36 protein-coding genes are annotated in these 25065 nt (G+C 66.2%); 34 read left to right on the top strand and 2 right to left on the bottom strand.

The genetic code is table 11. The annotated features are described in order from the left end of the window. The first annotated feature begins 6 nt into the window (after positions 1-6). From rpsS to M8445_RS01725, 26 genes are all read left to right on the top strand, one after another. Positions 7-294 (top strand): 30S ribosomal protein S19, encoded by a 288-nt coding sequence (gene rpsS / locus M8445_RS01850; RefSeq protein ID WP_273989254.1) that lies wholly within the window; start codon positions 7-9, stop codon positions 292-294. Then, on the top strand, positions 291-695 hold the full coding sequence (gene rplV / locus M8445_RS01845; RefSeq protein WP_273989252.1) for a 50S ribosomal protein L22: 405 nt from the start codon (positions 291-293) through the stop codon (positions 693-695). Before rpsS ends, rplV begins: the two co-directional genes overlap by 4 nt. Beyond that, entirely contained in the window at positions 695-1438 is a 744-nt protein-coding gene (gene rpsC, locus M8445_RS01840; RefSeq protein WP_055362775.1) for a 30S ribosomal protein S3, read from the top strand. Before rplV ends, rpsC begins: the two co-directional genes overlap by 1 nt. Further along, positions 1438-1863 (top strand): 50S ribosomal protein L16, encoded by a 426-nt coding sequence (gene rplP, locus M8445_RS01835; protein ID WP_273989250.1) that lies wholly within the window; start codon positions 1438-1440, stop codon positions 1861-1863. Before rpsC ends, rplP begins: the two co-directional genes overlap by 1 nt. Further along, complete coding sequence (gene rpmC, locus M8445_RS01830; protein WP_273989249.1) at positions 1850-2053, top strand: 50S ribosomal protein L29; 204 nt, start codon at positions 1850-1852, stop codon at positions 2051-2053. The genes rplP and rpmC overlap by 14 nt, the downstream gene beginning before the upstream one ends. Next, positions 2050-2334, top strand: coding sequence for a 30S ribosomal protein S17 (gene rpsQ, locus M8445_RS01825; RefSeq protein WP_012693996.1), 285 nt, complete (start codon positions 2050-2052; stop codon positions 2332-2334). Before rpmC ends, rpsQ begins: the two co-directional genes overlap by 4 nt. Further along, positions 2331-2735, top strand: coding sequence for a 50S ribosomal protein L14 (rplN, locus tag M8445_RS01820; protein ID WP_022800312.1), 405 nt, complete (start codon positions 2331-2333; stop codon positions 2733-2735). Before rpsQ ends, rplN begins: the two co-directional genes overlap by 4 nt. Then, positions 2735-3082 carry a 50S ribosomal protein L24 gene (rplX, locus tag M8445_RS01815; RefSeq protein WP_345385053.1) on the top strand — a complete coding sequence of 116 codons (348 nt, stop codon included), beginning with the start codon at positions 2735-2737 and terminating at the stop codon, positions 3080-3082. The genes rplN and rplX overlap by 1 nt, the downstream gene beginning before the upstream one ends. A gap of 58 nt (positions 3083-3140) precedes the next feature. Then, on the top strand, positions 3141-3680 hold the full coding sequence (rplE, locus tag M8445_RS01810) for a 50S ribosomal protein L5 (RefSeq protein ID WP_273989247.1): 540 nt from the start codon (positions 3141-3143) through the stop codon (positions 3678-3680). A gap of 9 nt (positions 3681-3689) precedes the next feature. Then, positions 3690-3875, top strand: a complete 186-nt coding sequence (locus tag M8445_RS01805) for a type Z 30S ribosomal protein S14 (RefSeq protein WP_012693992.1) — start codon at positions 3690-3692, stop codon at positions 3873-3875. A gap of 343 nt (positions 3876-4218) precedes the next feature. Then, a complete protein-coding gene (rpsH, locus tag M8445_RS01800) occupies positions 4219-4620 on the top strand; it encodes a 30S ribosomal protein S8 (RefSeq protein WP_273989246.1) in 402 nt (133 codons plus the stop codon). A gap of 95 nt (positions 4621-4715) precedes the next feature. After that, positions 4716-5273 carry a 50S ribosomal protein L6 gene (gene rplF / locus M8445_RS01795; protein WP_273989245.1) on the top strand — a complete coding sequence of 186 codons (558 nt, stop codon included), beginning with the start codon at positions 4716-4718 and terminating at the stop codon, positions 5271-5273. Beyond that, the gene (rplR, locus tag M8445_RS01790; RefSeq protein WP_273989243.1) at positions 5273-5611 is read left to right on the top strand and encodes a 50S ribosomal protein L18; all 339 of its coding nucleotides are present in this window, start codon (positions 5273-5275) and stop codon (positions 5609-5611) included. The genes rplF and rplR overlap by 1 nt, the downstream gene beginning before the upstream one ends. After that, positions 5601-6125 (top strand): 30S ribosomal protein S5, encoded by a 525-nt coding sequence (gene rpsE / locus M8445_RS01785; RefSeq protein ID WP_273989242.1) that lies wholly within the window; start codon positions 5601-5603, stop codon positions 6123-6125. Before rplR ends, rpsE begins: the two co-directional genes overlap by 11 nt. Further along, positions 6122-6289, top strand: coding sequence for a 50S ribosomal protein L30 (gene rpmD, locus M8445_RS01780; RefSeq protein ID WP_273989241.1), 168 nt, complete (start codon positions 6122-6124; stop codon positions 6287-6289). Before rpsE ends, rpmD begins: the two co-directional genes overlap by 4 nt. Further along, positions 6286-6750 carry a 50S ribosomal protein L15 gene (gene rplO / locus M8445_RS01775; RefSeq protein WP_273989240.1) on the top strand — a complete coding sequence of 155 codons (465 nt, stop codon included), beginning with the start codon at positions 6286-6288 and terminating at the stop codon, positions 6748-6750. Before rpmD ends, rplO begins: the two co-directional genes overlap by 4 nt. Further along, the gene (gene secY / locus M8445_RS01770) at positions 6751-8070 is read left to right on the top strand and encodes a preprotein translocase subunit SecY (RefSeq protein WP_273989239.1); all 1320 of its coding nucleotides are present in this window, start codon (positions 6751-6753) and stop codon (positions 8068-8070) included. Positions 8071-8264: 194 nt separating this feature from the next. After that, positions 8265-8858, top strand: coding sequence for an adenylate kinase (locus M8445_RS01765; protein ID WP_273989237.1), 594 nt, complete (start codon positions 8265-8267; stop codon positions 8856-8858). Between the two features lie 221 nt (positions 8859-9079). Further along, a complete protein-coding gene (locus M8445_RS01760; RefSeq protein WP_273989236.1) occupies positions 9080-10417 on the top strand; it encodes an SWIM zinc finger family protein in 1338 nt (445 codons plus the stop codon). Further along, a complete protein-coding gene (locus M8445_RS01755; protein WP_273989235.1) occupies positions 10414-11898 on the top strand; it encodes a DUF5691 domain-containing protein in 1485 nt (494 codons plus the stop codon). Before M8445_RS01760 ends, M8445_RS01755 begins: the two co-directional genes overlap by 4 nt. Continuing rightward, complete coding sequence (locus M8445_RS01750) at positions 11895-12554, top strand: hypothetical protein (RefSeq protein ID WP_273989232.1); 660 nt, start codon at positions 11895-11897, stop codon at positions 12552-12554. The genes M8445_RS01755 and M8445_RS01750 overlap by 4 nt, the downstream gene beginning before the upstream one ends. Then, positions 12541-13632 carry an ATP-binding protein gene (locus M8445_RS01745; RefSeq protein WP_273989231.1) on the top strand — a complete coding sequence of 364 codons (1092 nt, stop codon included), beginning with the start codon at positions 12541-12543 and terminating at the stop codon, positions 13630-13632. Before M8445_RS01750 ends, M8445_RS01745 begins: the two co-directional genes overlap by 14 nt. Positions 13633-13634: 2 nt before the next feature. Further along, positions 13635-14540: an AlbA family DNA-binding domain-containing protein gene (locus M8445_RS01740; protein WP_273989229.1), complete on the top strand. Its 906-nt coding sequence runs from the start codon at positions 13635-13637 to the stop codon at positions 14538-14540. After that, a complete protein-coding gene (locus tag M8445_RS01735) occupies positions 14541-16733 on the top strand; it encodes a DUF5682 family protein (RefSeq protein WP_273989228.1) in 2193 nt (730 codons plus the stop codon). It abuts the gene before it with no gap. Further along, positions 16730-17917 carry a VWA domain-containing protein gene (locus M8445_RS01730; RefSeq protein WP_273989226.1) on the top strand — a complete coding sequence of 396 codons (1188 nt, stop codon included), beginning with the start codon at positions 16730-16732 and terminating at the stop codon, positions 17915-17917. The genes M8445_RS01735 and M8445_RS01730 overlap by 4 nt, the downstream gene beginning before the upstream one ends. Positions 17918-17921: 4 nt before the next feature. Beyond that, entirely contained in the window at positions 17922-18914 is a 993-nt protein-coding gene (locus M8445_RS01725) for an epimerase (protein ID WP_273989225.1), read from the top strand. 143 nt (positions 18915-19057) lie between these two features. Here M8445_RS01725 and M8445_RS01720 read toward each other — a convergent pair whose 3' ends face one another. Both M8445_RS01720 and M8445_RS01715 read right to left on the bottom strand, forming a co-directional pair. Then, positions 19058-20260: a hypothetical protein gene (locus M8445_RS01720; protein ID WP_273989224.1), complete on the bottom strand. Its 1203-nt coding sequence runs from the start codon at positions 20258-20260 to the stop codon at positions 19058-19060. A gap of 70 nt (positions 20261-20330) precedes the next feature. Then, positions 20331-20819: a DUF4188 domain-containing protein gene (locus M8445_RS01715; protein ID WP_273989223.1), complete on the bottom strand. Its 489-nt coding sequence runs from the start codon at positions 20817-20819 to the stop codon at positions 20331-20333. Positions 20820-20888: 69 nt separating this feature from the next. Between M8445_RS01715 and M8445_RS01710 the strand changes: the two genes are divergently transcribed. From M8445_RS01710 to rplQ, 8 genes are all read left to right on the top strand, one after another. Further along, positions 20889-21488, top strand: a complete 600-nt coding sequence (locus M8445_RS01710; protein WP_273989221.1) for a PadR family transcriptional regulator — start codon at positions 20889-20891, stop codon at positions 21486-21488. A gap of 129 nt (positions 21489-21617) precedes the next feature. Continuing rightward, complete coding sequence (gene infA / locus M8445_RS01705) at positions 21618-21860, top strand: translation initiation factor IF-1 (protein WP_019012076.1); 243 nt, start codon at positions 21618-21620, stop codon at positions 21858-21860. Between the two features lie 112 nt (positions 21861-21972). Further along, the gene (rpmJ, locus tag M8445_RS01700; RefSeq protein ID WP_273989220.1) at positions 21973-22086 is read left to right on the top strand and encodes a 50S ribosomal protein L36; all 114 of its coding nucleotides are present in this window, start codon (positions 21973-21975) and stop codon (positions 22084-22086) included. Positions 22087-22088: 2 nt separating this feature from the next. Further along, positions 22089-22469 (top strand): 30S ribosomal protein S13, encoded by a 381-nt coding sequence (gene rpsM, locus M8445_RS01695; RefSeq protein WP_189065911.1) that lies wholly within the window; start codon positions 22089-22091, stop codon positions 22467-22469. Positions 22470-22472: 3 nt separating this feature from the next. Further along, positions 22473-22868, top strand: a complete 396-nt coding sequence (gene rpsK / locus M8445_RS01690) for a 30S ribosomal protein S11 (protein WP_046843186.1) — start codon at positions 22473-22475, stop codon at positions 22866-22868. 144 nt (positions 22869-23012) lie between these two features. Further along, positions 23013-23633, top strand: coding sequence for a 30S ribosomal protein S4 (rpsD, locus tag M8445_RS01685; RefSeq protein ID WP_273989217.1), 621 nt, complete (start codon positions 23013-23015; stop codon positions 23631-23633). 14 nt (positions 23634-23647) lie between these two features. Then, positions 23648-24649 (top strand): DNA-directed RNA polymerase subunit alpha, encoded by a 1002-nt coding sequence (locus M8445_RS01680; protein WP_273989216.1) that lies wholly within the window; start codon positions 23648-23650, stop codon positions 24647-24649. 27 nt (positions 24650-24676) lie between these two features. Continuing rightward, positions 24677-25027, top strand: coding sequence for a 50S ribosomal protein L17 (gene rplQ, locus M8445_RS01675; RefSeq protein WP_273989215.1), 351 nt, complete (start codon positions 24677-24679; stop codon positions 25025-25027). The last annotated feature ends 38 nt before the right edge of the window (positions 25028-25065 follow it).

The raw sequence follows: 25065 nt of genomic DNA, 5'->3' as shown, positions 1-25065 counted from the left end.
TAGGACATGCCCCGTAGCCTCAAGAAAGGCCCGTTCGTGGATGACCACCTCCTGAAGAAGGTCGACGTCCAGAACGACAAGAAAGACAAGCGCGTCATCAAAACCTGGAGCCGCCGCTCCACCATCGTTCCCGAAATGATCGGTCACACCATTGCCGTGCACAACGGTAAGCAGCACGTGCCCGTCTTCGTGAACGAGCAGATGATCGGCCACAAACTCGGCGAATTCAGCCCGACCCGCAGCTACCGCGGCCACGGCGCTGACAAGAACGCCAAGGGGAGCAAGAAGAAATGACCGCTCCAGTCACTGAATTCCGCAACAAGAAGCAGCGCAAGCAGCAGCAGAAGCTGCGTACGCCCGGCAAGGCCATCGCCAAGTACGTGCGTATCAGCCCCCGCAAGGTCCGCCTCGTGGTCGACGTGATCCGCGGCAAGAGCGTCCGTGACGCCGAAGACCTGCTGCGCTTCATCCCCCGCGCTGCCAGCGAACCCGTCGCCAAGGTGCTGAACAGCGCCAAGCACAACGCGCTGCACAACGACGAGATGCTCGAAGACCGCCTGGTCATCACGGCCGCCTACGTGGACGCCGGACCGACCCTCAAGCGCCTGATTCCCCGCGCCCGTGGCAGCGCGAACATCATCAAAAAGCGCACCAGCCACATCACCATCATCGTGGGCGAGAAGGGGAACAAGTAATGGGTAACAAGATCAACCCGAACGGCTTCCGCCTGGGCATCACCCGTGGCTGGAACAGCCGCTGGTACGCCGGCAAGAAGCAGTACGCCGGTCTGCTGAAAGAGGACGAGAAGATCCGTAACCTCGTCGGCAAGAAGCTCAACGCTGCAGGCATCGCCCGCATCGAGATCGAGCGCGCCGGCCAGCAGGTCAACGTGATCATCAGCGCCGCGAAACCCGGCATCGTGATCGGCAAGGGCGGCGAGTCCATCAAGGAACTCCGCCAGGACATCGAGAAACTCGTGTCCGCCGGCACGGTCGCGGTGAACGTCGCCGAGATCCCCAACCCCAACATCAGCGCGCCCCTGGTCGCCCTGCGCATCGCCGAGCAGATCGAACGCCGCTTCGCGTTCCGCCGCGCCATGAAGCAGGCCGCCCAGCGCGTGATGGAATCCGGCGCCCGTGGCGTCAAGATCATCCTGTCCGGCCGCCTCGGCGGAGCCGAGCAGGCCCGCACCGAGATGGTCCGCGAAGGCCGCGTGCCCCTGCACACCCTGCGCGCCGACATCGACTACGGCACCGCCCTGGCCCGCACCACCTACGGCATCCTGGGTATCAAGGTCATGGTCTTCACCGGTGAAGTCATCGGTGGCCGCACCGAAACCTTCGCCCGTCCCCAGCGCCGCAACGACGAACGTCGTCCCGAAGGCGACCGTCCCAACCGCCGCCGCCCGACCGCGCGGCGCCGCCCCGGAGGTGAGTGATGCTTCTTCCCAAGCGCACCAAGTTCCGTAAACAGCACCGCGGCCGGATGACCGGTGACGCCAAGGGCGGCGACTACGTCGCGTTCGGCGACTACGGCCTGATCGCCCTGGAACCCGCCTGGATCCGCAGCAACCAGATCGAGGCCTGCCGTATCGTCATGAGCCGTCACTTCCGCCGCGGCGGTAAGATCTACATCCGGATCTTCCCCGACAAGCCCGTGACCAAGAAGCCCGCCGAAACCCGAATGGGTAAAGGTAAGGGCGCCGTGGAGTACTGGGTCAGCGTCGTCAAGCCCGGCCGCGTGATGTTCGAAGTGTCCGGCGTGACCGAGGTGCAGGCCAAGGAAGCCTTCCGCCTGGCCGGTCACAAGCTGCCCATCCAGACCAAGATGGTCAAGCGCGAGGTCTACGATGAAGCCCAGTGAGATGCGTAACCTGAAGGCCGACGATTTCGCCCGTGAAATCGACGCCCGCAAGAAAGAACTGATGGAGCTGCGCTTCCAGGCCGCCACCGGCAACCTGGCCCAGCCCCACCGCGTGACGCAGCTGCGCCGCGAAGTCGCTCAGCTCAACACCATCCGTGGTGAGCTGAGCCAGCAGGGAGAGCAGGCATGAAAAAGACCTTTACCGGCGTCGTCGTGAGCGACAAGGCCGACAAGACGGTCAGCGTGAAGGTCGAGCGCCGCTTTGCTCACCCGCTGTACGGCAAGGTCGTGACCCGCAGCCACAAATACGCTGCCCACGACGAGAACAACGAATTCAAGATCGGTGACCGCGTCGAGATCCTCGCCGTGCGCCCCATCAGCAAGACCAAGACCTGGAAGGTCACCAAGCTGATCGAGCGCCCCCGTGGCATCGAAACCACCGCCGTGGAAACTGAAGGCGGTAACGCATGATCATGCCCCAATCCCGCCTCGACGTGGCGGACAACAGCGGCGCCCGCGAGATCATGTGCATCCGCGTGCTGAACAGCGGCATCGGCGGCAAGGGTCTGACGACCGGCGGCGGCGGTAACAAACGCTACGCCCACGTCGGTGACATCATCGTCGCTTCCGTCAAGGACGCCGCCCCCCGCGGTACCGTCAAAGCCGGTGACGTCGTCAAGGCCGTGGTCGTGCGCACCAGCCACGCCATCAAGCGTGCCGATGGCAGCACCATCCGCTTCGACAAGAACGCCGCCGTCATCATCAACAACCAGGGCGAACCCCGTGGTACCCGTGTCTTCGGGCCGGTGGCCCGCGAGCTGCGCGACCGCCGCTTCATGAAGATCGTCTCCCTGGCACCGGAGGTGCTGTAATGCCCCGTCCCAGCGCTGGTAGCCACCACAACGACAAGCTGCACATCAAGAAGGGTGACACCGTCATCGTTCTGAACGGCAAGCACAAAGGCAAGACCGGTAAGGTCCTGCTCGCGCTGCCCCGCGACCAGAAGGTCGTCGTGGAAGGCGTGAACATGGTCACCAAGAACGTCAAGCCCAGCCCCGCCAGCCCCCAGGGCGGCCAGGAACAGCGCGAGCTGGCCCTGCACGCCAGCAAGGTGTCCATCGTGGACCCCGAGACCGGCAAGGCCACCCGCATCCGCAAGACGGTCGTGGACGGCAAGAAAGTCCGTGTCGCTGTCGCCAGCGGCAAGAACATCGACTGAATTCCAGGGTCACGCGCCAGCGTGACCTGGGCGACCCGTCCGCCCGAAGAGAGGCAACATGCAGACCCTGAAGACCAAGTACAACGAGCAGGTGCGCCCGGCACTGGTGGAGCAGTTCAGCTACTCCAGCGTCATGGCCGCGCCCCGCATCGAGAAGATCGTGATCAACGAAGGCCTGGGTTCCGCCAAGGAAGACAGCAAAGCCATCGACAAGGCCGCCAAAGAACTGGGCCTGATCACCCTTCAGAAGCCCATCATCACCAAGGCGAAGAAGAGCATCAGCAACTTCAAACTTCGTCAGGGCATGCCGGTCGGCATCAAGGTCACGCTGCGCGGCGAGCGCATGTACGTGTTCCTCGAGAAGCTGATCAACATCGGCCTTCCCCGCATTCGTGACTTCCGTGGCGTGAACCCCAATGCTTTCGATGGCCGTGGTAACTACAACCTGGGCATCAAAGAGCAGCTGATCTTCCCGGAAATCACGTACGACATGGTCGACAAGGTGCGTGGCATGGACATCACCATCGTGACCACCGCCAAGACCGACGAAGAAGCCCGCGCCCTCCTGCAGGGTCTGGGCCTGCCCTTCCGGAAATAAGGAACTGATATGGCGAACACCTCGAAAGTTGTCAAGGCAGCCCGCGGCCACAAATTTGCCGTGCAGAACTACAGCCGCTGCTCCCGCTGTGGCCGCGCCCGCGGTTACTACCGTTTCTTCGGCATGTGCCGCATCTGCATCCGCGAGATGGCGCACAAGGGCGAACTGCCCGGCGTGAAGAAAAGCAGCTGGTAAGTTCCAGCCCCTCAGAGCAGTACCTCAGAATAATTCCCCCGGCAACGGGGGTTTTTTCATTCCTGGCCCGGGCGTCCCGGTCAGGCATTGCCAGCAGGCCTGCCGGTCTGATACACTGGTTTCTTGCCGCACCACGTGCGGTGTTCGTGCTGTGCCCCCTGGATACGAACCCCCCGTTACGGAGAGGTGATCGTCCAGAGGTGGATTCCCAACCCAACAGAGGAAGCGGCGGTATTTTCACCGTCACAGATTCACAAGGGGAGACTTGCGTCCGGTACCAGACAGGTGCCCGGACCACCCGCCGGGGCTGCGTGCCTGTCACGCCGACCCCTGGAGGAGATACATGCTGAGTGATCCCATCGCCGACATGCTCACGCGCATCCGCAACGCGACGCGCACCTTTAAGGAGACCGTGGACGTCCCGGCCTCCAAGTTCAAGGAAGAACTGGCCAAACTGCTCGTGCAGGAAGGCTACGTTGCATCCTACGAGCGCCTGCTGCCCGAAGGGCAGAAATTCGACGTGCTGCGCCTGACCCTGAAATACGGTGCCAAGCGCGAGCAGGTCATCAAGCACATCGAGCGCATCAGCCGCCCCGGCCGCCGCGCGTACGTCAGTGCTGACAACCTGCCCCGCGTTCAGCGTGGCCTGGGCGTTGCCGTGGTCTCCACGAGCAAGGGCCTGCTGGCCGACCACGACGCCCGCAAACAGGGTGTCGGCGGCGAAGTCATCTGCGTTCTCTGGTAATCCCCTCACCGGGAAACCACCAGCGAGCACACGATCTCACCTGACCCCTCGGACCCCAGACCGGGAACTCCGAACTTAAGGAAGGAGGACAGCACATGTCCCGAATTGGTAAACAGCCCATCGCCGTTCCGAACGGCGTGACCACGAGCGTCGCCGGCGGCGTGTTCAAGGTCAAAGGCCCTAAAGGCGAACTGACCGTTCCCTACAACCAGGAACTGACCGTCAAGCAGGACGGCGACCAGCTGCTGGTCGAGCGTCCCAGTGACCAGCAGCGCCACCGCGCCCTGCACGGCCTGACCCGCACCCTGGTGGCCAACGCCGTCAAGGGCGTCAGCGATGGCTACGTCATCAACCTGGAGCTCAAAGGCGTCGGTTTCCGCGCCAAGCTCGCCGGGAAAGCGCTGGAAATGACCATCGGTTACAGCCACCCCGTCGTGATCGAGCCCCCGGCCGGCGTGACCTTCACTGTTCCGGAACCCACCAAGATCGACGTCAGCGGCATCGACAAGCAGCTCGTCGGACAGGTGGCCGCCAACGTTCGCAAAGTTCGTAAACCCGATGCCTACCACGGCAAGGGTGTGCGCTTCGCCGGTGAGAAAATCAGCCTCAAGGCCGGTAAGGCTGGCGCCACCGGCGGGAAAGGGAAGAAATAATGGCTGCCCAGACTACCGTGCGCCGCAAACTCCGCGCCCGCCGCAAAGTGCGTCAGGCCGCCGGAGAGCGCCTGCGCCTCAGCGTGTACCGCTCCAGCAAGCACATCTACGCCCAGATCATTGACGACAGCAAGGGCGTTACGCTCGCCGCTGCCAGCAGCGCCGCCGTCAAGACCGGGACCAAGACTGACACCGCCGCCGCCGTTGGGAAGGCACTGGCCGAAGCCGCCGCCGCCAAGGGTGTGACCAAGGTGGTTTTCGACCGTGGACAGTACCGCTACCACGGACGCGTGAAAGCGCTCGCAGACGCGGCGCGGGAGGGTGGCCTTGACTTTTAACCGACGCAACGACCGCAATGCGGACCGCGAGAGCAGCGAATTCGAAGAGAAGATGCTGTTCGTCAACCGCACCAGCAAAACCTACCAGGGTGGACGCCGCTTCCGCTTCTCCGCACTGGTGATCCTGGGCGACCGTAACGGCCGCGTGGGCATGGGAATCGGCAAGGCGAAAGAAGTGCCCGTGGCCATCGAGAAGGCCAAGAGCATCGCCCGCAAGAACATGATCAACGTGCCCGTCGAGAACGGCACCATCCCGCACGACATCGTCGGCGTGAACAGCACCAGCCGCGTGCTGCTCAAGCCCGCCGGCCCTGGTACCGGTGTGATCGCCGGCACCGTGCCCCGCAGCATTGCCGAATTGGCTGGCATCACCAACATGCTCAGCAAGGAACTCGGCAGCCGCAACAAGGTGAACGTGGCGTACGCCGTGTTCGACGGCCTGAAGAACCTCCGCACCGCCAAGCAGGTCCGTGCTCTGCGCGGCGAGGCGCAGCCCACCGGAGGCGCGCAGTGAAAATCACCCTCAAGCGCAGCGTCATCGGTCGCCCTGGTTACCAGGTGAAGACCCTTCACGCGCTGGGCCTCAAGAAGATCGGCGACAGCCGTGAAGTCAGCGACAGTCCTGCCGTCCGCGGCATGGTCAACACCGTCAAGCACCTCCTGGAGGTGGAAGCGTGAAGCTCCACGAACTCAAACCCCACGCTGGCAGCCGCAAGGACCGCAAGCGCGTCGGTCGCGGCCCCGGCGGCACCGACAAGACCGCCGGTCGCGGTCACAAGGGCCAGAAGTCACGCAGTGGCGCCGGTAAGGGCAGCTACTTCGAGGGCGGCCGCAGCACCCTGATCAGCCGCCTGCCCAAGCGCGGTTTCAACAACGTCGGCATCACCTTCGAAGTTGTGAACCTGGGCAGACTCGAAGGCGTCGAGGACACCACCATCGACCGCAACACGCTGGAACTCGCGGGCCTCGTGCGCCGCAAGAACCGCCCCGTGAAGCTGCTCGGCAACGGTGAAGTGACCCGCGCCCTGACCATCCATGTCGACGCGGCCAGCGAAAGCGCCGTCAAGGCCGTGGAAGCCGCCGGTGGTCAGGTCATCCTGCCCGCCGCGAAGACGGAAAGCGCCGAGAAGGCGGAGTAAATGCTGCGCGCCTTCCGCGACGCGTTCCGGATTCCGGACCTTCAGCGGAAGATTGTCTTCACCCTGCTGCTCCTCGCGGTGTACCGACTCGGGAGTGCTATTCCCACTCCCGGCGTCAACACCGCCGCACTCGAACAGGCCACCTCAGGTGGCCTTTTCGGGTTGATCAGCATGCTCTCGGGCGGCAATCTTTCGCAGTTCTCGATCTTCGCGCTGGGCGTGCTGCCGTACATCACGGCCAGCATCGTGATTCAGCTGATGACCACCACCATCCCCGCCCTGGAGAAACTCTCCAAGGAGGGCGAGGAAGGACGCAAGAAGATCAACCAGTTCACCCGCTACGCGGCCGTTGGACTGGGAGCCGTGCAGGCGCTGTTCTTCTCGCTGTACATCACCAGCAATCCCTCGTTCCTGGCTCCCGGATGGGACCCTGGGATCTTTACGCTGGTCGTGATGGTGCTGACGCAGGTGGCGGGTATCGCCTTCACCATGTGGATCGGCGAGCGCATCACGGACGTGGGCGTCGGCAACGGCATCAGCCTGATCATCACGGCGGGCATCATTGCGGTGTACCCACGTGAAATCGCGGCGACCGCGCAGCTGATCTCGACCGATCAGGTGCAGATTCTGTCGCTGGTGGCCTTCGTGGCCGTAATCCTGCTGACCATCGCGGGCATCGTGTACGTGTACCAGGCCGAGCGCCGCGTGCCCGTCACGTACGCCCGCGCGCGTGCTGGCACGGCCGGTCAGGCCCGTGGGGCTGGTCAGGCCACTTGGCTGCCTATCAAGGTGAACCAGGCGGGCGTGATTCCGGTGATTTTCGCCTCGGCGATGCTGATCCTGCCGAACCTGATCGCCACGGCGACCGTGACCCGCGCGCCGGCTGTGAACGCCTGGATTCAGACGAACCTGACCTTTGGGCAGCCGCTGTACCTGCTGCTGGAAGCGGCCCTGATCTTCGGGTTCACGTACCTGTACAACAGCGTGCAGTTTGATCCCAAGCGCATTGCCGAGCAGCTGCGCGAGGCGGGCGGCTTCATTCCTGGCGTCCGTCCGGGAACGCCGACCGCCGAGTTCCTGGGGACCATCAGTGGTCGCCTGAGCCTGTGGGGAGCGACCTTCCTGGTGATTCTGACGGTCATGCCTCAGCTGGTGCAGAGTGCCACGGGTATCACCACCTTCCAGTTCTCCGGAACGGGGCTGCTGATCATCGTGGGCGTCGCTCTCGAGACCCTCAAGCAGCTTGAAGCGCAACTCACGGTGCGCCGGTACGACGGGTTCATCAGTAAGGGCCGCATCCGTGGCCGCCTGAACAACTGACCCTCACGGCCTTTTCCGGAACCGCCTGCCACCCACGCAGGCGGTTTTTTCGTGCGTGCCCCGGTTGGCGGGCCAGTTGGCGGGGGTGGCCGTCGCGGCAGACTCGTTACCTGCCGGGGTACAGGCCCGGACTGAGCAGGGCCGCCCCCTGAAGCGCCGGAGCCGATATGCTGGGAGTCTAACGGAGGGAAAGTGTGACTGGACAGAAGAACAACGTCGTGATCTTCCTCGGGCCTCCCGGTGCAGGGAAAGGAACCCAGGCGGAACGACTGGCGCAGGACCGGAGCCTCGTGAAGATCAGCACCGGGGATATCCTGCGGGATCACGTGAAACGTGACACCGAACTGGGGCAGCAGGTGAAGCCCATTCTGGACGCCGGGAAACTGGTCCCGGACGAGATCCTGATCGCGCTGATCCGCGACCGGCTGGCCGACATGGACAGCGTGCGCGTGATCTTCGACGGGTTCCCGCGCACGACCGCGCAGGCGCAGGGGCTGGACGTGCTGCTGGAGGAACTGGGTGCGCCCGTGAACGCCGTGCCCCTGCTGGAAGTGCCGGACGAGGCGCTGGTGTCGCGGATCGTGGAGCGTGGCCGTCAGGCGGCCGAGCGTGGCGAGGCCGTGCGCAGCGACGACACCGAGGAAGTGGCGCGCCACCGTCAGCAGGTGTACCGCGAGCAGACGCAGCCGCTGATCGATTACTACTCCGCGCGCGGGCACCTGTACCGCGTGGACGGTGTGGGCGGCATGGACGAGGTCTACGACCGGATCGTGGCTGGCCTGAAGTAAGGGCCGTGCCAGGGGGGCCGGGAGTGACGTGCAGGAGTGCCGTCGCTTCCGGCCTTTCCCTGTGGCGGCTCTAGTGCTGGCGGTGGGCGCTGGAGCGCAGGTGGGCTGTACCGCCGCAGAACCGCTTGCCTGCCAAGGGTGAATGCATTACATTATGTCGGTAGCGTAATACATCTGTGAACTTCTGGCTCTTCTGTGTGCCAGACCCGAAAGGAAAACCCATGACCCCCGCCCCCACACCGCTCGCCCCCGATACCGTCCTGGCCCTGGCACCCGACCCCGCCAGCGCCCAGTCCGGCCGCAAGCTCGCCACGCCCGGCAAATGGCAGAACCTGAACGCCCCCCCGGGCAGCCTGTGGGGCGAGTGCCAGGGCAGCGGCCAGACACCCTACCTGACCGGCGTGGACCTGAGCGGCCCGGCCTTCAGGTGCTCATGCCCCAGCCGCAAGTTCCCCTGCAAGCACGCCCTGGCCCTGCTCCTGCTGCACGCCACGCACACCGGCCAGTTCGGATCGGCGACGCCCCCCGGCACCCTCCAGAGCTGGCTGGACGGCCGGGCCGCGCGGGCAACGGCAGAACGCCCGGCCGCAGACGGCAACCCGGCCACTCCCGCTGGAAAGGCCGCGCCCGACCCGGCTGCGCAGGCCAGGCGCCGCGCCGCCCGCGAGAAGAAAGTCACCGCAGGCCTGGACGCCCTCCAGACCTTCCTGAAAGACCTGATCCGCGACGGACTGGCACACGCGCCCGCCCGCCCGTACAGCGACTGGGACACCCAGGCCGCCCGCCTTGTGGACGCCCAGGCTCCCGGCGCGGCGCGGCTGGTCCGGCAGATTCCCGAGCACCTGTCAGACCCCGCTGCGCTGCTGGCGCACCTGTCCCGCCTGTACCTGCTGACCGAAGCGTGGCCCAGAGAGACCACCCTGAGCCCAGACGGGCAGGCAGACCTGCGCGCCGCACTGGGATTCCTCATCGACTCGGCCGCCGTGCTGGACGGCGGCGGCATCCGCGCCCAGTGGCAGGTCATGGGCCAGAGCCTGACCGAGGAGGACATGATCACCACCCGGCGGACCTGGCTGGTCAGCGGCGACCACACTGCCGTGCTGCTCGACTTCTCCGCGTGGGGTCGGCCCTTCCCGCCCGCCCTGCCACCCGGCGGGGCGGTGCAGGCCGAGGTGTGCCACGCGCCCGGCACGTACCCGCAACGCGCCCTGCTGCGCGGCGAGGCGACCGCTGCGGCCGCGCCGCCCCACGCGCAGAGCCTCACGCTGGACGCCCTGCTCGACCGGCACGGCGCGGCCCTCGCCCTGAACCCCTGGCTGGAACGCACCGCGCACCTGACCGGGCCGCTGCACCTGCTGCCCGGAGATCCCTGGTACGCCCAGGACAGCACAGGCCGCCTCCCCATGACGGGCAGCGAGCGCAGCCTGCACACCCTGCTCGCCCTGAGCGGCGGGGAAGCCCTGACGGTGTACGCCGAGTGGAACGGCGCGGCCCTGACGCCCCTGAGCGTCCAGAGTGGCGGCGCGCTGCTGTCCCTGCGCCAGCTGGAGACCCCATGAGCGACCACGACGCACTCCTGGCCCTGGCCCTGGTCGGCGCCACGCGCGGCACCCTGCCCACCCCCGGCCCCGACCCTCTGGGGCAGGCCACCGCGCAGATCACCCGCCCGGACGCCGAGGGCACCCTGCTGGCCCGCGCGGCCCTGCACGCCCTCGCGCACGCCGCCGGACGCCTGCCCGACCCCGCCAGCGACTCCCTCCCCACTCCCGCACCCGCCGAGACCCTCCCGGAAGTCCCGGAACGCGCCGCGCGGCACCTCCCACTGGTGATCGGCACGCCCCACCTGAGCGAATGGCTGACCCTCTGCGCGCAGGCCGGATGGCGCGTGCCCCCCGCCCGGCTGCCGGAACTCCTGGACCACGCCAGCAACGATGGTCGCCTCCGCCCGTTGTTGACCCCCGTGCTGGGTGAGCGGGGCCGGTGGCTCGCACGCTTCAACCCGGCCTGGGCCTTCACCCCCCCCACCCCCGGCGAGGACGCCTGGGCCAACGCCACCGAGGCCGGCCGCGAGGCCCTGTGGCGCAGCGTGCGGGAACGCGACCCGCACGCCGCCCGCGACCTCCTGCGCGAGCACCTGAGCAGCGAACGCGCAGGCAGCCGCAAACGCCTCCTGAACGCCCTGCTCGATACCCTCACCCTGGACGACCACACCCTTGAACCCCTGCTGGACACCCTGACCACCGACCGCAGCGACGACGTGCGCACCCTGGCCCGCACCGCCCTGCACCGCCTGAGCAGCAGCGCCCAGAACGCCCGCCACGCCGCCCGGTTCGCCGCCCTCGTGAGCCTAGACAAACCCGGCCTGCTCGGCCGCCTGACCGGGCAGACACCCAGCACCCTGACCCCGCCCACCGCCCCCGACGAGCACGCCACCCGCGACGGCCTGCCCGACCCGACCAGCAAGGACTGCCTGAGCGCCACTGCTCTCCTGGAACACCTGCTGGAACACACCCACCCCGACGCCCTGCTGGCCGCACTGAACATCCCGCCCGCCACGCTCGTGAACATCGCCCGGCAGCACGAGCACCTGCCCGCGCTGGCGGAAAACACGGTCAGCACCGAACACACCACGCTGGCCGCCGCCCTCCTGCACGACCTGCCCACCCACCCCTTCCTGCTCCAGATCGGGCCGCCCGAAACTCTATCCAGCGCGCTGAAGCAGGCGTTACGTGACCGCGACCCCGAACGCCTCGTCGCCCTCCTCGGCCCACACCCCGGCCCGTGGCCCCCAGAACCCAGCGCCGCCCTCCTGACCGCCCTGCGCGACACCATCGGGCCCGCCCACTACGCCGCCGCCTGGGGCTACCGCTGGGCACAACTCGCAGAACTGGCCGCCACGCACGCCCACCCGCACACCCCACACCCCGACCCGCTCCCCGCCGACGCCACCGACTACGCCCACCGCACCCTGACCGAACTGCTGGGCACCCTGGAACTGAGGAAGCAGATGTGGAACGACTTCGGGAAGGGGAGAGGATGACACAGGACTGGAAGGCGCTGAAGCGGGAGGCGCGAAAACAAGGCACTTCTGCCGTAAGGCTGCTGCAACTGGCCGCGCTGGGGCCGGAATTATCCCGGGAAGTAGCGAGAGGGCAACATACCCCACCCCAACTATTGCAGGCGCTTGCGTCTCACCCTGACACTCTTACTGTTGAGGCTGTAGCCAATCCACACACACCGCCTCAAACACTGGAAGCCTTATCCCTAAAAAACACAGCACTCGCCAAAAAAGTTGCTCATAACAAGTCCACTCCAGAGGCGACACTGGAGCGCCTTGGAAAGAGTCAGAGCGATCAAATTAGAGAGGCGGTCTCTTTCAATCCTTCCACTCCGCTTCATGTCCTTCTGATTTTGCGTGATGATCCGAACTCGGCGGTCAGTGATCATTTACTGCTTCGCAACATGGGCCTCTTGGACCTCTATGGCAAGGCGAAAGATGTTCCCGCTGAAAAACTTGTAAGGGCCATGGCCCTCACCGATCTGATTCCGGCAGAAGCCGCTGCCCGACTCTCTGAATGTTCTGACCCGGATATACAGTTCGGCTTGCTTAAAAACATCGATAAAGTTGCCCTTTCCGTCCGGAACGAAATCAGACAGCGCTTACTCAGTAAGGAGCCCACCCATGACCACCACTGACCCTACCGTCCTCCGTCAGCACGCCGAGCAGGCGTACGCGCATGAGCTTTCTGCCCTGGCCGCGCACGACGACCGGCCCCGCCCGCCCCGCTGGAACCTGTCGCCGCACGCCGTGCTGACGTACCTGATGGGCGGCACACTGAAAGACGGCACCGAGATCACGCCCAAGTACGTCGGGGAGCGCCGCCTGATGGAGATCGCCGTCGCTACGCTCGCCACGGACCGCGCCCTGCTCCTGATCGGCGTGCCCGGCACCGCCAAGAGCTGGGTCAGCGAACACCTCGCCGCCGCGATCAGCGGCACCAGCACCCTGCTCGTGCAGGGCACCGCCGGCACCAGCGAGGAAAGCGTCCGCTACGGTTGGAACTACGCCCGCCTCCTCGCAGAAGGCCCCAGCGAGGCCGCCTTGGTCGAGAGCCCCATCGTGCGTGCCATGCGCACCGGCAAGATCGCTCGCCTGGAGGAACTGACGCGCGTACAGAGCGACGTGCAGGACACCCTCATCACCATACTGAGCGAGAAGACGCTGCCCATCCCGGAACTGAACGCCGAGGTGCAGGCCGTGCAGGGCTTCAACCTGATCGCCACCGCGAACAACCGCGACAAGGGCGTCAACGACCTGAGCAGCGCCCTGAAACGCCGCTTCAACACCGTCATCCTGCCCGTCCCCGACAGCCTCGACGACGAGGTGCGGATCGTCACCAGCCGCGTCGCGCAACTCGCCACCAACCTCCACATTCCCGCCCAGCCCCCCGCGCTGGAGGAAGTCCGCCGGATCGTCACCGTCTTCCGTGAATTGCGCGCCGGAGCCACCGAGGACGGCAAGACGAAACTCAAGAGCCCCAGCGGCAGCCTCAGCACCGCCGAAGCCATCAGCGTCGTCAACCACGGCCTCAGCCTCGCCGCGCACTTCGGGAACGGCCACCTGACCGCCCACGACGTCGCCGCCAGCCTCGTCGGAGCCGTCGTGAAAGACCCCGTGCAGGACGCCGTCATCTGGCGCGAATACCTCGAAACCGTCGCCAAGAAACGCGACGACTGGAAAGACTTCTATAAAGCCTGCCGGGCGGTGAGCTGAACGTGAATAGTAGTGAGTTTCTAGAGTTGATTTCCCGTAAAGAGTCTTCTGTATTGGATTTTAAGCGAGAATGGCATGACAATAATATAAAACTTCTCCACGACATAATTTGTCTTTCAAATGCTTACTCCGACGATAATAGATGTATCGTCATAGGTATAGACAACAGTGGCGCTTTGGAAGGTGTTGAATCAGATATAAATCGAAAAAATGAGGCTAATCTGCAAGACATGCTGCGATCCTCTGGCCTAAATAGGATCCCAGATTTAAGTCTAATTGTCTATTCGGATGAAATTCATCAATACGATGTTATTGAAATCTTGAATAGGCCCGACAAGCCCTTTTTTCTCACTCGCGATAGAAGTGAGCGAGGATCAACAATGAGATCGGGGGTAGTTTATACTAGATTAGGCGACACAAACACGCCGCTTTCCGAATCGGCCCCCGAGGATCGAATGGAGTTAATGTGGCGTGAACGGTTCGGAATAGGCAAGCCGCCGCTGGAAAGATTTCATAAACTGTTAGATGACCATGAAAAATGGATTTATCCTAAGGACGACCGGGAATTGTACAACAGCGACTTTCCTGAATTTCATATCAGATTGGCAGAAAAAATTAATGACCCTTATCAAGAAAGCTGGACGGATAAATTTCCCGATAGGTATGCTTATAGCAGGTATATTGAATTAAGATATTTCGGAACATTGATATCAGCATTAGGATTTGTTGTTTGTGATGGCGGAAGATACACAATACCCATTCCCGATATTGATATAAACACGGATAATTATTTTATAATGCGGCAATCAATAAAATACAAAACCGCCTCTTTAATCAACAAATCCTTCAGATTTACTGGTGGGACACTTGATGGATTGTTGGATTCTGTTGGAATTACGGTTCATTAGATGGTATCTTCCTCAATCTCCATTTTCCCCATCCGTCATCACGGCCCCGGCAGTGCCCGGTCGCTGGAGCACGCGCTGTCGCAGCTCAATCCGGATGTGGTGCTGGTCGAGGGGCCGTCGGATGCGGATTCCGTGCTGCCGTTCCTGGCACAGGCGGACATGAAGCCGCCTGTGGCGCTGCTGGGCTACGTGAACGACGATCCTGCTAAAGCGTCGTTCTGGCCGTTTGCGGCGTTCAGTCCGGAGTTCGTGGCGTTCCGCTGGGCAGCGCGGGCGGGGGCGGCGGCGCGGTTCATGGATCTTCCGGCGTCGGTGACCCTGGCGGGCGAACGTGGGGACGACGATGCGGATGATCTGCACAGCGATCCGCTGCGGGTGCTGGCGGAGGCGGCCGGGTACGTGGATTTCGAGCGGTGGTGGGAGACGCTGGTCGAGGCGCGCGGCGATGATTTTGAGGTTTTTGACGCGATCAACGAGGCGATGCGCGCGGTGCGGGCGGACGCTCCTACCCCGGTGGGCCGTGAGGCGCAGCGCGAGGCGTGGATGCGGCAGGCGATCCGCGCGGCGCTGAAGGGCGGGGCGCAACGGGTGGCGGTGGTGTGCGGCGCGTGGCACGCTCCGGCGCTGGACGTGGCGTCGTTCAGGGTGAAGGACGATGCGGCGCTCCTGAAGGGCCTGCCGAAAGCGAAGGTCACGCTGACGTGGGTGCCCTGGACGCACGGCCGCCTCAGCACGGGCAGCGGCTACGGGGCGGGCGTGCGGTCGCCGGGGTACTACCATCACCTGTTCACGACGCGGCGGGACGTGACGGAACGCTGGTTCGCGCGGGTGGCGCGGCTGCTGCGCGAGGAGCGGCTGGAGGCGAGCAGCGCGTCGGTGATCGAGGCGACGCGGCTGGCGAACACCCTGGCGGCCCTGCGCGGCCGGGCGTTGCCGGGCCTGGATGAATTGAACGAGGCGGCCCTGAGCGTGTTCGGCTGGGACAGCGACCTGCCCCTGCGGCTGATCGAGCGGCAACTGGTGGTGGGCGAGGCGCTGGGCGAGGTGCCGGACGGCGTGCCGACCGTGCCGCTGGCGCAGGATCTGGCCCGCATCCAGAAGAGCCTGCGATTGAAGGTGCAGCCCGAGCAGATTGACCTGACGCTGGACCTGCGCGCCGACAACGATCTGGCGCGCAGCGTGCTGTTCCACCGCCTGAACCTGCTGGGCGTGCCGTGGGCGCGGGAGCGCTCTGCGGGGGGGCGCGGCACCTTCAAGGAGGCGTGGGCGCTGGCGTGGAAGCCGGAGTTCAGTGTGCGGCTGGTCGAGGCGAGCCGCTCCGGGCAGACCGTGCAGGACGCGGCGACGGCGGTGGCGGTGGACGCCGCCCGGAACGCGGGCACGCTGGCGGAACTGACGATCCTGCTGGAGGCGGTGCGCTACGCCGACCTGAGCGGCGCGCTGCCGGTGGCCCTGGCGGCGCTGGACGCGCGGGCGGCGGGGAACGCGGACGTGAGCGATCTGCTGGAGGCTCTGCCGCCCCTGGCCCGGCTGGCGCGCTACGGGGATGTGCGGGGCCGGGACGGTGAGTCGAACGTGCTTGCCGGGGCGACCTTCCGGACGCTGCTCACGCGGGCGGGCGTGGGCCTGCCGCTGGCCGGGGTGGGCCTCGCGGATGACGCGGCGGCCACCTTGCGCGGGCATGTGCAGGGTGCAGACGCGGCCGTGCGCCTGCTGGACGACCCGGACGCACTGACCGGGTGGCAGGCGGCCCTGAACCGACTCGCCGACCGGGACGACACGCACCCGCTGCTGAACGGGGACGCGGTGCGCCGCCTGCGGGACGCGTCCGTGCTGGACAGCGCGGAGGTGGAGCGCCGGCTGGGGCTGGCGCTCAGTAGCGGCGTGCCGCTGGAGGTCACGGCGTGGCTGGACGGCTTCCTGGGCGACAGCGGCGCGCTCCTCATGCACGATCCGGTTCTGCTGACCCTGCTGGACGACTGGCTGGTCGGGCTGGACGGCCCCGTCTTCACCCAGACGCTTCCGCTGCTGCGCCGGGTGTTCTCGCGCTTCGAGCGGCCGGAACGCCGTGCGATTGGCGAGGCGCTGCGCGGCGGGAATCCCGCAGCCCGTGGGCCCCGGCGCGAGGTGAACGCAGAGCGGGCGCTGCGGGCCGTGCCCGTGGTCCTGAACCTGCTGGGGGTGAACGCATGACGGATGACACGGAACGCCTGCGCCGCTGGCGGCTGGTGCTGGGTGGGGGAGACGCGGACGGGCTGGCCAGCGGGCCGGGTGAGGGCGCGCAGGTCAGTCTGGGTACCCTGGATCGCCGGATGGACGACGCCCTGTCCGGCCTGTACGACGCGCAGGACGGTTCCCGTAAGGCTGGCCTGGGCTCCAGCGCCCCGAAGGTCGCGCGCTGGCTGGCGGACCTGCGCGAGTTCTTCCCGGTGGACGTGGTGCGGGTCTTACAGGGTGACGCCATCGAACGCCTGGACCTGCAGCAACTGCTGTTCGAGCCCGAAATGCTGGATGGTGTGGAGCCGGACGTGAACCTCGTGGGCACCCTCCTGACCCTGAAGGGCGTGATGCCGGAGAGGGCCAGGGACGCGGCCCGCGCCGTGGTGCGCCGCGTGGTGGATGACCTGACGCGGCGCCTAGAGGAACCCACCCGCGCCGCCGTGACTGGCAGCCTGAACCGCGCGCAGCGCAACTTCCGTCCCCGCCCGGCCGAGATCGACTGGGACCGCACCATCCGCGCGAACCTCAAGACCTACCAGCCGGGGAAGAACACCATCATCCCCGAGCGGCTGGTCGGCATGGGCCGCCGGCGCCGCAGCCTGCGCGACCTTGTCCTGTGCCTGGATCAGTCGGGCAGCATGGCCAGCAGCGTCGTGTACGCGGGCGTGTTCGGCGCGGTCCTCGCCAGCCTTCCGGCCGTCAGTACGCGCGTCGTGGTGTTCGACACCGAAGTCGCGGATCTCTCGGAACACCTGGGCGACCCGGTCGACGTCCTGTACGGCATTCAGCTGGGCGGCGGCACGGACATCAACCGGGCGCTCGCGTACTGCCAGGGGGTCATCCAGAAGCCCGAGCAGACCATCCTGGTGCTGATCAGCGACCTGTACGAGGGCGGTAACGAGCGCGAGATGCTGGCCCGCGCCCGCACCCTGAAAGACAGCGGCGTGAATGTCATCGCCCTGCTGGCCCTGTCGGACGACGGCGCGCCCGGGTACGATCACGGCGTTGCCCGCGCGTTTGCGGGCATGGGCATCCCGGCCTTCGCGTGCACGCCCGATCACTTTCCGGGCCTGATGGCCGCCGCCATCCGTGGGGACGACGTGGGCACCTGGGCGGGCGAACAGGGACTTGTGGTGCGCGGGGGCGGCGTAGGCTGAGCGCATGACGACCCGACCCGACCTGAACCGACTCGAACCGGTCCGATCCGACGCTGCGCCCCGCCTCGTGATCCCCGGGGGCAGTGGATTCCTGGGCCGGGCCGTGGCGCGGCATTTCGCGGCGCAGGACTGGGACGTGGTCATCGTGTCGCGGTCGCGCCCGCCGGTGCCCACGCCGGGGCGCTGGGTGCCCTGGGACGCGCTGAGGCAGGGCGAGTGGGCGCGCGAGATCGACGGCGCGGCGGCCGTCCTGAACCTCGCGGGCCGCACCGTCAACTGCCGGTACACCGCGCAGAACATGCTGGACATCTACACCTCGCGCCTGGACAGCACGCGGGCGCTGGGGCGCGCCATGGCGGCCGTGGAGAGGCCCCCGGCTGTGTGGCTGAACAGTTCCACCGCGACCCTCTACCGCGACGCCCGCGACCGCCCGCAGGACGAGGCTTCAGGAGAGCGCGGCAAGGGCTTCAGCGTGGACGTCGCCACCCGCTGGGAGTCCGCCCTGAACGAACTGAACCTGCCTCACACGCGCCGCGTGGCCCTGCGCACCGCCATGGTGTACGGCGTCGGTGCGGGCAGCGTCATGGAAACCACGGACCGGGTCGTGCGGCTGGGTGGGGCCGGGCCGATGGCCGGGGGCGGGCAGTACGTGTCGTGGATTCACGAGCGGGACTTCTGCCGCGCTACCCAGTTGCTGATCGGGGGCGACCTGTCCGGCCCGGTCAACGTCTGCGCCCCGCAGCCCCTGCCGAACGCCGGGTTCCTGCGCGCCTACCGGCAGGCGTGGGGCGTGCCGCTCGGCGTGCCGTCCACCGCCTCGCTGATCGGGCTGGGCGCGGCCGTCATGAAGTCCGAGGCGGAACTGCTGCTCAAGAGCCGCTGGGTGGTGCCGGGGCGGCTGCTCGACGCGGGCTTTGCCTTCGAGTTCCCCACCTGGCCAGAGGCGATCCGTGATCTCGTGGCCCAGGCCCGGCGCGAGGGTCACGCGGGGCGGTAGCGGTTCCTCATACGGACTCTGGTTGAAGGGTTTGCCAACCATTCAATCCGGGCGGACGCGAGGAGGAGCAAAGCGGGTTCCGGGCGTGGAGTTGGCAACCCGGTGCTGTTTCCGTGGTGTCAACGCAACAGACGGAATCCGTATCAGTCCAGCCTGCACCGCCAGCCGTCCGGCGTGGATTGCACCCGGTCGGCGGGCAGCTGGATGGTCCAGCGGTCGTCCTGCACAACCCACCGTCCACCGGAGGTTTCTGGCAACGGCAGGCCGCGAACCTCCACGGCGGTCGGCCGCCACAGTCCGGGGCCGTGGGTCAGTGCGGATGCGCCGCTGAGCCGGAAGGTGCCGTCCGCACCGAGGTTCAGGCTCAGGAAGCGGGTGTGCAGGAAGCAGGCATGCGGGAAGTGGGTGCCGTCAAGCCGGGTCACGTTCATGGGGTCAAGCGCAGTGACGGGGAAACCGGCTGCCGATGTCACGGTCAGGCGTTCCCCCGGTTGGGCGGCGAAGGTCGCCTCCAGCCTTCTCAGCGATTCAGTGTGCGTGTGGGCGGCGACCTCTGCTGCGTGCCGCAGGGCCGGCGTTGGCTGGGGCGGGGTTGGTTGGAGCGGGGTTGCCGGCGGGCCGACCAGTTTGCCCAGCTGAGCGTGAAGCGGGGTGCCACCCTCCACCGCCTCCATCCAGTCCGCGCCACTGCGGCGCAGCAGGTGGGCCAGCGCCGCGCCGGTGTGGTAGGCCCACTGACGGGCGTTCATCCGGGCCGCGTCTGTGGCGTCCATCGGGGGAAAGGTGCCCAGGAAGCGCGTTTCGACGTATTCGGCCAGCCCTTCCGCCGTCTCCATACGGGCCTCGAAGGTCCGGTGCTCCGGAGTCAGGCGATCCGAACGAACCTGCCTCCAGTGCAGGGCGCGGCGGGCGTGGGGTACCCAGTCCGCTGCGCTCAGTGCGTCGGCCAGGGCCTGCGTCTCCTCGGCCCGCGCGTGCAGCACCTCCGGATCGGTGGCCGGGTAGGTCAGGGCAGCGAGTTCGTCGGCCTGCCACGCGGGGCGCGGGTGTGCGCGCTGGTAGACGTGGAACGCTTCATGCAAGAGGATCGAGGCGACGGTGACGGCATCAGCTTCACCCAGCGACGGTAGCAGCACGCCCGCCGCGAGCGCCCCGCCCGGCAGCGTGACGGCCGTGTTCGCGTTCAGTGCCGGATGACAGCCGGGGAAGCGCCACCGGTCTCCAACTTCCTCCCAGCCGTCGTCCTGCGGTGCAGCGCCGTCCAGCCACGTCACTCCGCCGTCGAACACGAGCGCGGGGATGGTCGCGGGCGTAAAGCCGGGCCACAGCGTGGTGGCGGTCCGCATGAGCCGGATTGCTTCCGTCAGGACTGGGGGTGGGACCATGGACCCAGTTTCACGGTTGCGGGGGCCAGTGTCAGCCGGAGGTGCGGGCCAGTCGCCCCTGCGCGCTTTCGCGGCGGGCGGGGGTCAGGGTGCCGGCGCGGCCCAGGCCGAAGGCGGGCATGTCGACGTACATGGTCTCGTACGCGCCGGGTTGCACCAGGTACGTTTCGTGCCAGATGCCGACGGCGCCGGGGTGTTGCCGGGCCGCCTGGTTGAAGGCGTGCCATGCGGGCAGGTGCTCGTTGCTGCGGGCGTGGGCGTAGGCGTGCAGGTGGTCGGCGCTGCGCCAGTACTGGATCAGCGTGGAGCCGTGAAACTGGCCGCCCAGCAGGCCCAGTTCGGGGTGCGCGGCGAGTTCGCGCAGCATGCGGGGCATGGCGCGGAATACCGGGAGCCACGCGGGAACGTTCCAGGGCTGGTTGATGCGTGCGCCGATCAGGAACACGGCGAAGGGTCCTTCAATCTCGGCGGTGAGGCGGGCGGGCAGGCGGGGAGCGCGCGGCAGGGGTGAGGTGGTCATGGCTTCCTCCTAACCAGCTTAAATGGATGGTCTATTCTGGACGGTCTGGTATGACTGTACACTGTGGGAGTGAGTGACGCAACGTCCCCCCCTTCGCCCGCACCGCCGTCCCTGGGACCGTCGGCGTTCATCGTGCTGGGGCTGCTGGCGCAGTTCGGTTCCGGCACCTCCTACGACCTCAAGCGCTGGGCCGACAGTTCCGTGGGTTTCTTCTGGACCTTCCCGCGCTCGCAGCTGTACGCCGAGCCGCAGCGGCTGGTGACGCTGGGCCTGCTGGCCGAGCGGCAGGAGGCCGGGGGGCGGCGGCGACGCACGTTTGCCGTGACGGCGGCGGGGCGCGCGGCCCTGCGTGAGTGGCTGTCCGCCCCGGCGGGCGTTCCGGAACTGCGGGATCTGGGCCTGCTGAAACTGTTCTTTATGTCGCAGGGCGATCCGGATGCGCTGGGTGCACTGGCGGCCGAGCAGTGGGCGCTGCACCGCGAGCGCCTGAGCGTGTACGAGACCCTGACAGCCTGCCCCCAGCCGGAGGCGCCGGAGGGCGTACCGCTTCAGACTCTGCAGATGGGTCTGCTGTACGAACGGGCCAGTCTGGCCTTCTGGTCAGAGGTGCAGGCGGGTGGCGGGACCACACCGGGCCATATGCTGTCCGGTATAACCGAACGTTTGTAGGGGGTCGCCGGGCTCCCTGCCCGGCCACCGGCGGGGATCAGCCCAGGAGCGCTTGCCGATCCGGCAGGAGGCGTGATACCTTTACGTTTGGCTTGTATCAAGCCTGGAGGTTGCGTGGCGAGACGAAAAATGCCGGAACAGCGGGAAAAGCGTAAGAAGGAAGAGTCCGATACCGTGCGGGCCGAGGGCGTCGTGGAGGAAGCACTTCCGAACACGACCTTCCGAGTGAAGCTCGATACAGGACACGATCTCCTGGCTTACATCAGCGGCAAGATGCGCATTCACTACATCCGCATCCTGCCCGGTGACCGTGTGGTTCTGGAAATCAGTCCGTACGACACGTCGCGCGGACGGATCGTCTACCGCAAGTAACTCAGGGCCGAAGTACCCACAGATTCCCCACCCGCCCAGGTGGGAGGGGGGTCGAGCGCTGCCAGTCAGGCACCCACGATGGGGTGCGGGCGCGGCGGCGCGAGGAGGAAGCATGAAAGTTCGTAGCAGTGTCAAAAAGATGTGCGACAACTGCAAGGTGATCCGCCGCCACGGGCGCGTTCTGATCATCTGCACCAACGTCAAGCACAAGCAGAGGCAGGGTTAAGCATGGCACGTATTGCTGGCGTTGACCTGCCCCGCGAAAAGCGCGTCGAAATCGCGCTCACCTACATCTACGGCATTGGCCTGACCCGCTCCAAGGAAATCCTGGCGACCACCGGCATCAACCCGGACACCCGCGTCAAGACCCTCAGCGAAGCGGAGCAGAGCACCCTGCGTGAAGCCATCGAGAAGACCTACAAGGTCGAAGGTGACCTCCGCAACGAAGTCGGTCAGAACATCAAGCGTCTGATGGACATCGGTGCCTACCGTGGCCTGCGTCACCGCCGCGGCCTGCCCGTGCGCGGCCAGCGCACCAAGACGAACGCCCGTACCCGCAAGGGGCCGCGCAAGACCGTCGCCGGTAAGAAGAAAGCGACGAGGAAGTAAGCCATGGCGAAATCCACCAAAGGCAAGACCCCGCGCCGCGCCCGGCGCAACATCAGCGCTGGCCGCGCGTACGTGCACGCCAGCTACAACAACACCATCGTCACCATCACTGACCTTGACGGCAACAGCGTTGCCTGGAGCAGTGGCGGCACGATCGGCTACAAAGGCAGCAAGAAGGGCACGCCCTACGCTGCCCAGCTGGCCGCCGCCGACGCGGTGAAGAAAGCGCAGCAGACCTTCGGCATGAACATCGTCGACGTGATCGTGCGCGGCAGCGGCTCCGGCCGCGAGCAGGCTATCCGCGCCATCCAGGCCAGCGGGATCGAAGTGAAGTCCATCATGGATGACACCCCCGTGCCCCACAACGGCTGCCGCCCCAAGAAGAAGTTCCGCGCCTAAAGCGCACGCGCGCGCCCACCTGCCCCGCTTCCACCGCTCACCTCACGGTGACGTAAGCCTCACCACAGGCAACGGAGGCGGGCAACAGAGGGCCGCAGACCCGGCTGCACTTCACAGAAGTAGCGCCGCAAGGAGAGTTAAGACATGGGTCGTTTCCGTGGTTCCATCACCAAACAGAGCCGCCGCGAAGGCATCAACCTCGCGGAGACTGAAAAAGTCCAGAAGTATCTGGACCGCCGTCCCTACGCGCCCGGCCAGCACGGCCAGCGCCGTGGCCGTGGTCGCCCCAGCGACTACAGCGTCCGACTGCGTGAAAAGCAGAAACTCGCCCGCCTGTACGGCATGGGCGAGAAACAGTTCCGTAACCTCTTCGAGGAAGCGGCCAACGTTCCCGGCGTGACCGGCACCGTGTTCCTGCAGCTGCTCGAACGCCGCCTGGACAACGTCGTCTTCCGTATGGGCTTCGCCAGCACCCGCCGGCAGGCCCGTCAGTTCGTCGGCCACGGTCACATCATGGTCAACGGCAAGAAGGTCGACATCGCCAGCTACCGCGTCAAGATCGGTGACGAGATCACCGTCTCCGAACTCGGCCGCAAGATCGGCTTCATCCAGGAAAACATGGAAGCGCAGAAGCGCCGCCGCGTGAGCCCCTGGGTCGAACTGGACGCCGAGAACTTCAAGGGCACCTTCTCCCGCCTCCCCGCGCGTGAAGACCTCGCCCTGCCGATCAACGAGAACTTCATCATCGAGTACTACTCGCGCTAAATCAGGAGGCCCCAGTGGATCAAAAGCGCCCTCAACTCAAGGCCCGCGTGGACGGCGATTACGGCGAGTTCGTCCTGGAACCGCTCACGCGCGGTTACGGCGTCACCATCGGGAACCCCATCCGGCGCATCCTGATGTCCTCGATCCCCGGTACCGCTGTCACCAGCGTGTACATCGAGGACGTCCTGCACGAGTTCTCCACGATTCCTGGCGTTAAGGAAGACGTGATTCAGATGATCCTGAACCTCAAGGAGCTCGTCGTGAAATTCCACGCGAGCGGCCCCAAGACCCTCACCCTGCGTGCGCAGGGCGAAGGGGTCGTGCGGGCCAGCGCCTTCGAGGTCCCCAGCGACGCTGAAATCGTCAACCCTGACCTGGTGATTGCCAACCTCGCAGAGGACGGCAAACTGGTCATGGAAGTGCGCGTCGAGGAAGGCGAAGGTTACGTTCCCGCCGACAAGCACGCCACCAAGGACCGCATCAACTCGATCCCGGTGGACGCCGTGTTCTCCCCGGTGCGCCGCGTGGCGTACCACGTGGAAAACACCCGCGTCGGTCAGCAGACCGACCTGGACCGCCTGATTCTGCGCGTCTGGACCGACGGTAGCGTCGGACCCCAGGACACGCTGGACAAGGCCGTGGAAATCCTCCGTGACGAACTCACGGTGTTCGGCAACGTCGAGGCCCTCCCGGCCGTGACGCCCGAGTACCAGCAGCCCGTCTACACGCCCGCTCCCGCAGCGCCCAACGTGTACGACCTGCCCCCCCAGACCTCCTCGCTGAACCTGAACCCCGGCGATTACCCCGCCGAGATGGAGTCACCCCGCGTGACCCTCGAAGGTCTGGGTCTCACCACCCGCGTGCTGCACTCCCTCAAGGAAGAAGGCATCGACAGCGTGGACGCCCTGTGCGCCCTCTCCGACCGCGACCTGAAAAAGGTCCCCGGTATCGGCGAGCGCAGCCTGGACGAAATCAAGCAGCAACTCGCCCAGTTCGGCCTCGCCCTGCGCGACTGAGCCGACTGACCCCAAAGGAGATACACCATGCGTCACGGTAAATCCGGTCGCAAGCTCAACCGCAACAGCAGTAGCCGCACCGCCCTGGCCCGCGCCCAGGCGACGGCACTGCTGCGTGAAGGTCGCATCCAGACGACCCTCACCAAGGCCAAGGAGCTTCGCCCCTACGTCGAGAAACTGATCACCACCGCCAAGGGCGGCGACCTGCACGCCCGCCGTCTGGTCGCCCGCGACATCCACGACAACGACGTTCTGCGTAAAGTCATGGACGAAGTGGCCCCCAAGTACGCCGAGCGTCCCGGTGGCTACACCCGCATCCTGCGCGTCGGCACCCGCCGCGGTGACGGCGTCACCATGGCCCTGATCGAACTCGTCTGATCCACGGACGATTCGAGCGAAACCCCGCCCCAGTGGCG

The sequence above is a fragment of the Deinococcus aquaticus genome (assembly GCF_028622095.1).
GTDB classification, from domain to species: domain Bacteria; phylum Deinococcota; class Deinococci; order Deinococcales; family Deinococcaceae; genus Deinococcus; species Deinococcus aquaticus.
The sequence above is the reverse complement of the archived record's forward strand: the minus strand, read 5'-3'. Positions and strand labels throughout refer to the sequence as shown.

Coding starts and splice junctions, on each gene's coding strand:
- rpsS (WP_273989254.1), top strand. CDS start 7: ATGCCCCGTAGCCTCAAGAAAGGCCCGTTCGTGGATGACCACCTCCTG.
- rplV (WP_273989252.1), top strand. CDS start 291: ATGACCGCTCCAGTCACTGAATTCCGCAACAAGAAGCAGCGCAAGCAG.
- rpsC (WP_055362775.1), top strand. CDS start 695: ATGGGTAACAAGATCAACCCGAACGGCTTCCGCCTGGGCATCACCCGT.
- rplP (WP_273989250.1), top strand. CDS start 1,438: ATGCTTCTTCCCAAGCGCACCAAGTTCCGTAAACAGCACCGCGGCCGG.
- rpmC (WP_273989249.1), top strand. CDS start 1,850: ATGAAGCCCAGTGAGATGCGTAACCTGAAGGCCGACGATTTCGCCCGT.
- rpsQ (WP_012693996.1), top strand. CDS start 2,050: ATGAAAAAGACCTTTACCGGCGTCGTCGTGAGCGACAAGGCCGACAAG.
- rplN (WP_022800312.1), top strand. CDS start 2,331: ATGATCATGCCCCAATCCCGCCTCGACGTGGCGGACAACAGCGGCGCC.
- rplX (WP_345385053.1), top strand. CDS start 2,735: ATGCCCCGTCCCAGCGCTGGTAGCCACCACAACGACAAGCTGCACATC.
- rplE (WP_273989247.1), top strand. CDS start 3,141: ATGCAGACCCTGAAGACCAAGTACAACGAGCAGGTGCGCCCGGCACTG.
- M8445_RS01805 (WP_012693992.1), top strand. CDS start 3,690: ATGGCGAACACCTCGAAAGTTGTCAAGGCAGCCCGCGGCCACAAATTT.
- rpsH (WP_273989246.1), top strand. CDS start 4,219: ATGCTGAGTGATCCCATCGCCGACATGCTCACGCGCATCCGCAACGCG.
- rplF (WP_273989245.1), top strand. CDS start 4,716: ATGTCCCGAATTGGTAAACAGCCCATCGCCGTTCCGAACGGCGTGACC.
- rplR (WP_273989243.1), top strand. CDS start 5,273: ATGGCTGCCCAGACTACCGTGCGCCGCAAACTCCGCGCCCGCCGCAAA.
- secY (WP_273989239.1), top strand. CDS start 6,751: ATGCTGCGCGCCTTCCGCGACGCGTTCCGGATTCCGGACCTTCAGCGG.
- M8445_RS01760 (WP_273989236.1), top strand. CDS start 9,080: ATGACCCCCGCCCCCACACCGCTCGCCCCCGATACCGTCCTGGCCCTG.
- M8445_RS01755 (WP_273989235.1), top strand. CDS start 10,414: ATGAGCGACCACGACGCACTCCTGGCCCTGGCCCTGGTCGGCGCCACG.
- M8445_RS01750 (WP_273989232.1), top strand. CDS start 11,895: ATGACACAGGACTGGAAGGCGCTGAAGCGGGAGGCGCGAAAACAAGGC.
- M8445_RS01745 (WP_273989231.1), top strand. CDS start 12,541: ATGACCACCACTGACCCTACCGTCCTCCGTCAGCACGCCGAGCAGGCG.
- M8445_RS01735 (WP_273989228.1), top strand. CDS start 14,541: ATGGTATCTTCCTCAATCTCCATTTTCCCCATCCGTCATCACGGCCCC.
- M8445_RS01730 (WP_273989226.1), top strand. CDS start 16,730: ATGACGGATGACACGGAACGCCTGCGCCGCTGGCGGCTGGTGCTGGGT.
- M8445_RS01725 (WP_273989225.1), top strand. CDS start 17,922: ATGACGACCCGACCCGACCTGAACCGACTCGAACCGGTCCGATCCGAC.
- M8445_RS01720 (WP_273989224.1), bottom strand. CDS start 20,260: ATGCGGACCGCCACCACGCTGTGGCCCGGCTTTACGCCCGCGACCATC.
- M8445_RS01715 (WP_273989223.1), bottom strand. CDS start 20,819: ATGACCACCTCACCCCTGCCGCGCGCTCCCCGCCTGCCCGCCCGCCTC.
- infA (WP_019012076.1), top strand. CDS start 21,618: ATGCCGGAACAGCGGGAAAAGCGTAAGAAGGAAGAGTCCGATACCGTG.
- rpmJ (WP_273989220.1), top strand. CDS start 21,973: ATGAAAGTTCGTAGCAGTGTCAAAAAGATGTGCGACAACTGCAAGGTG.
- rpsM (WP_189065911.1), top strand. CDS start 22,089: ATGGCACGTATTGCTGGCGTTGACCTGCCCCGCGAAAAGCGCGTCGAA.
- rpsK (WP_046843186.1), top strand. CDS start 22,473: ATGGCGAAATCCACCAAAGGCAAGACCCCGCGCCGCGCCCGGCGCAAC.
- rpsD (WP_273989217.1), top strand. CDS start 23,013: ATGGGTCGTTTCCGTGGTTCCATCACCAAACAGAGCCGCCGCGAAGGC.
- rplQ (WP_273989215.1), top strand. CDS start 24,677: ATGCGTCACGGTAAATCCGGTCGCAAGCTCAACCGCAACAGCAGTAGC.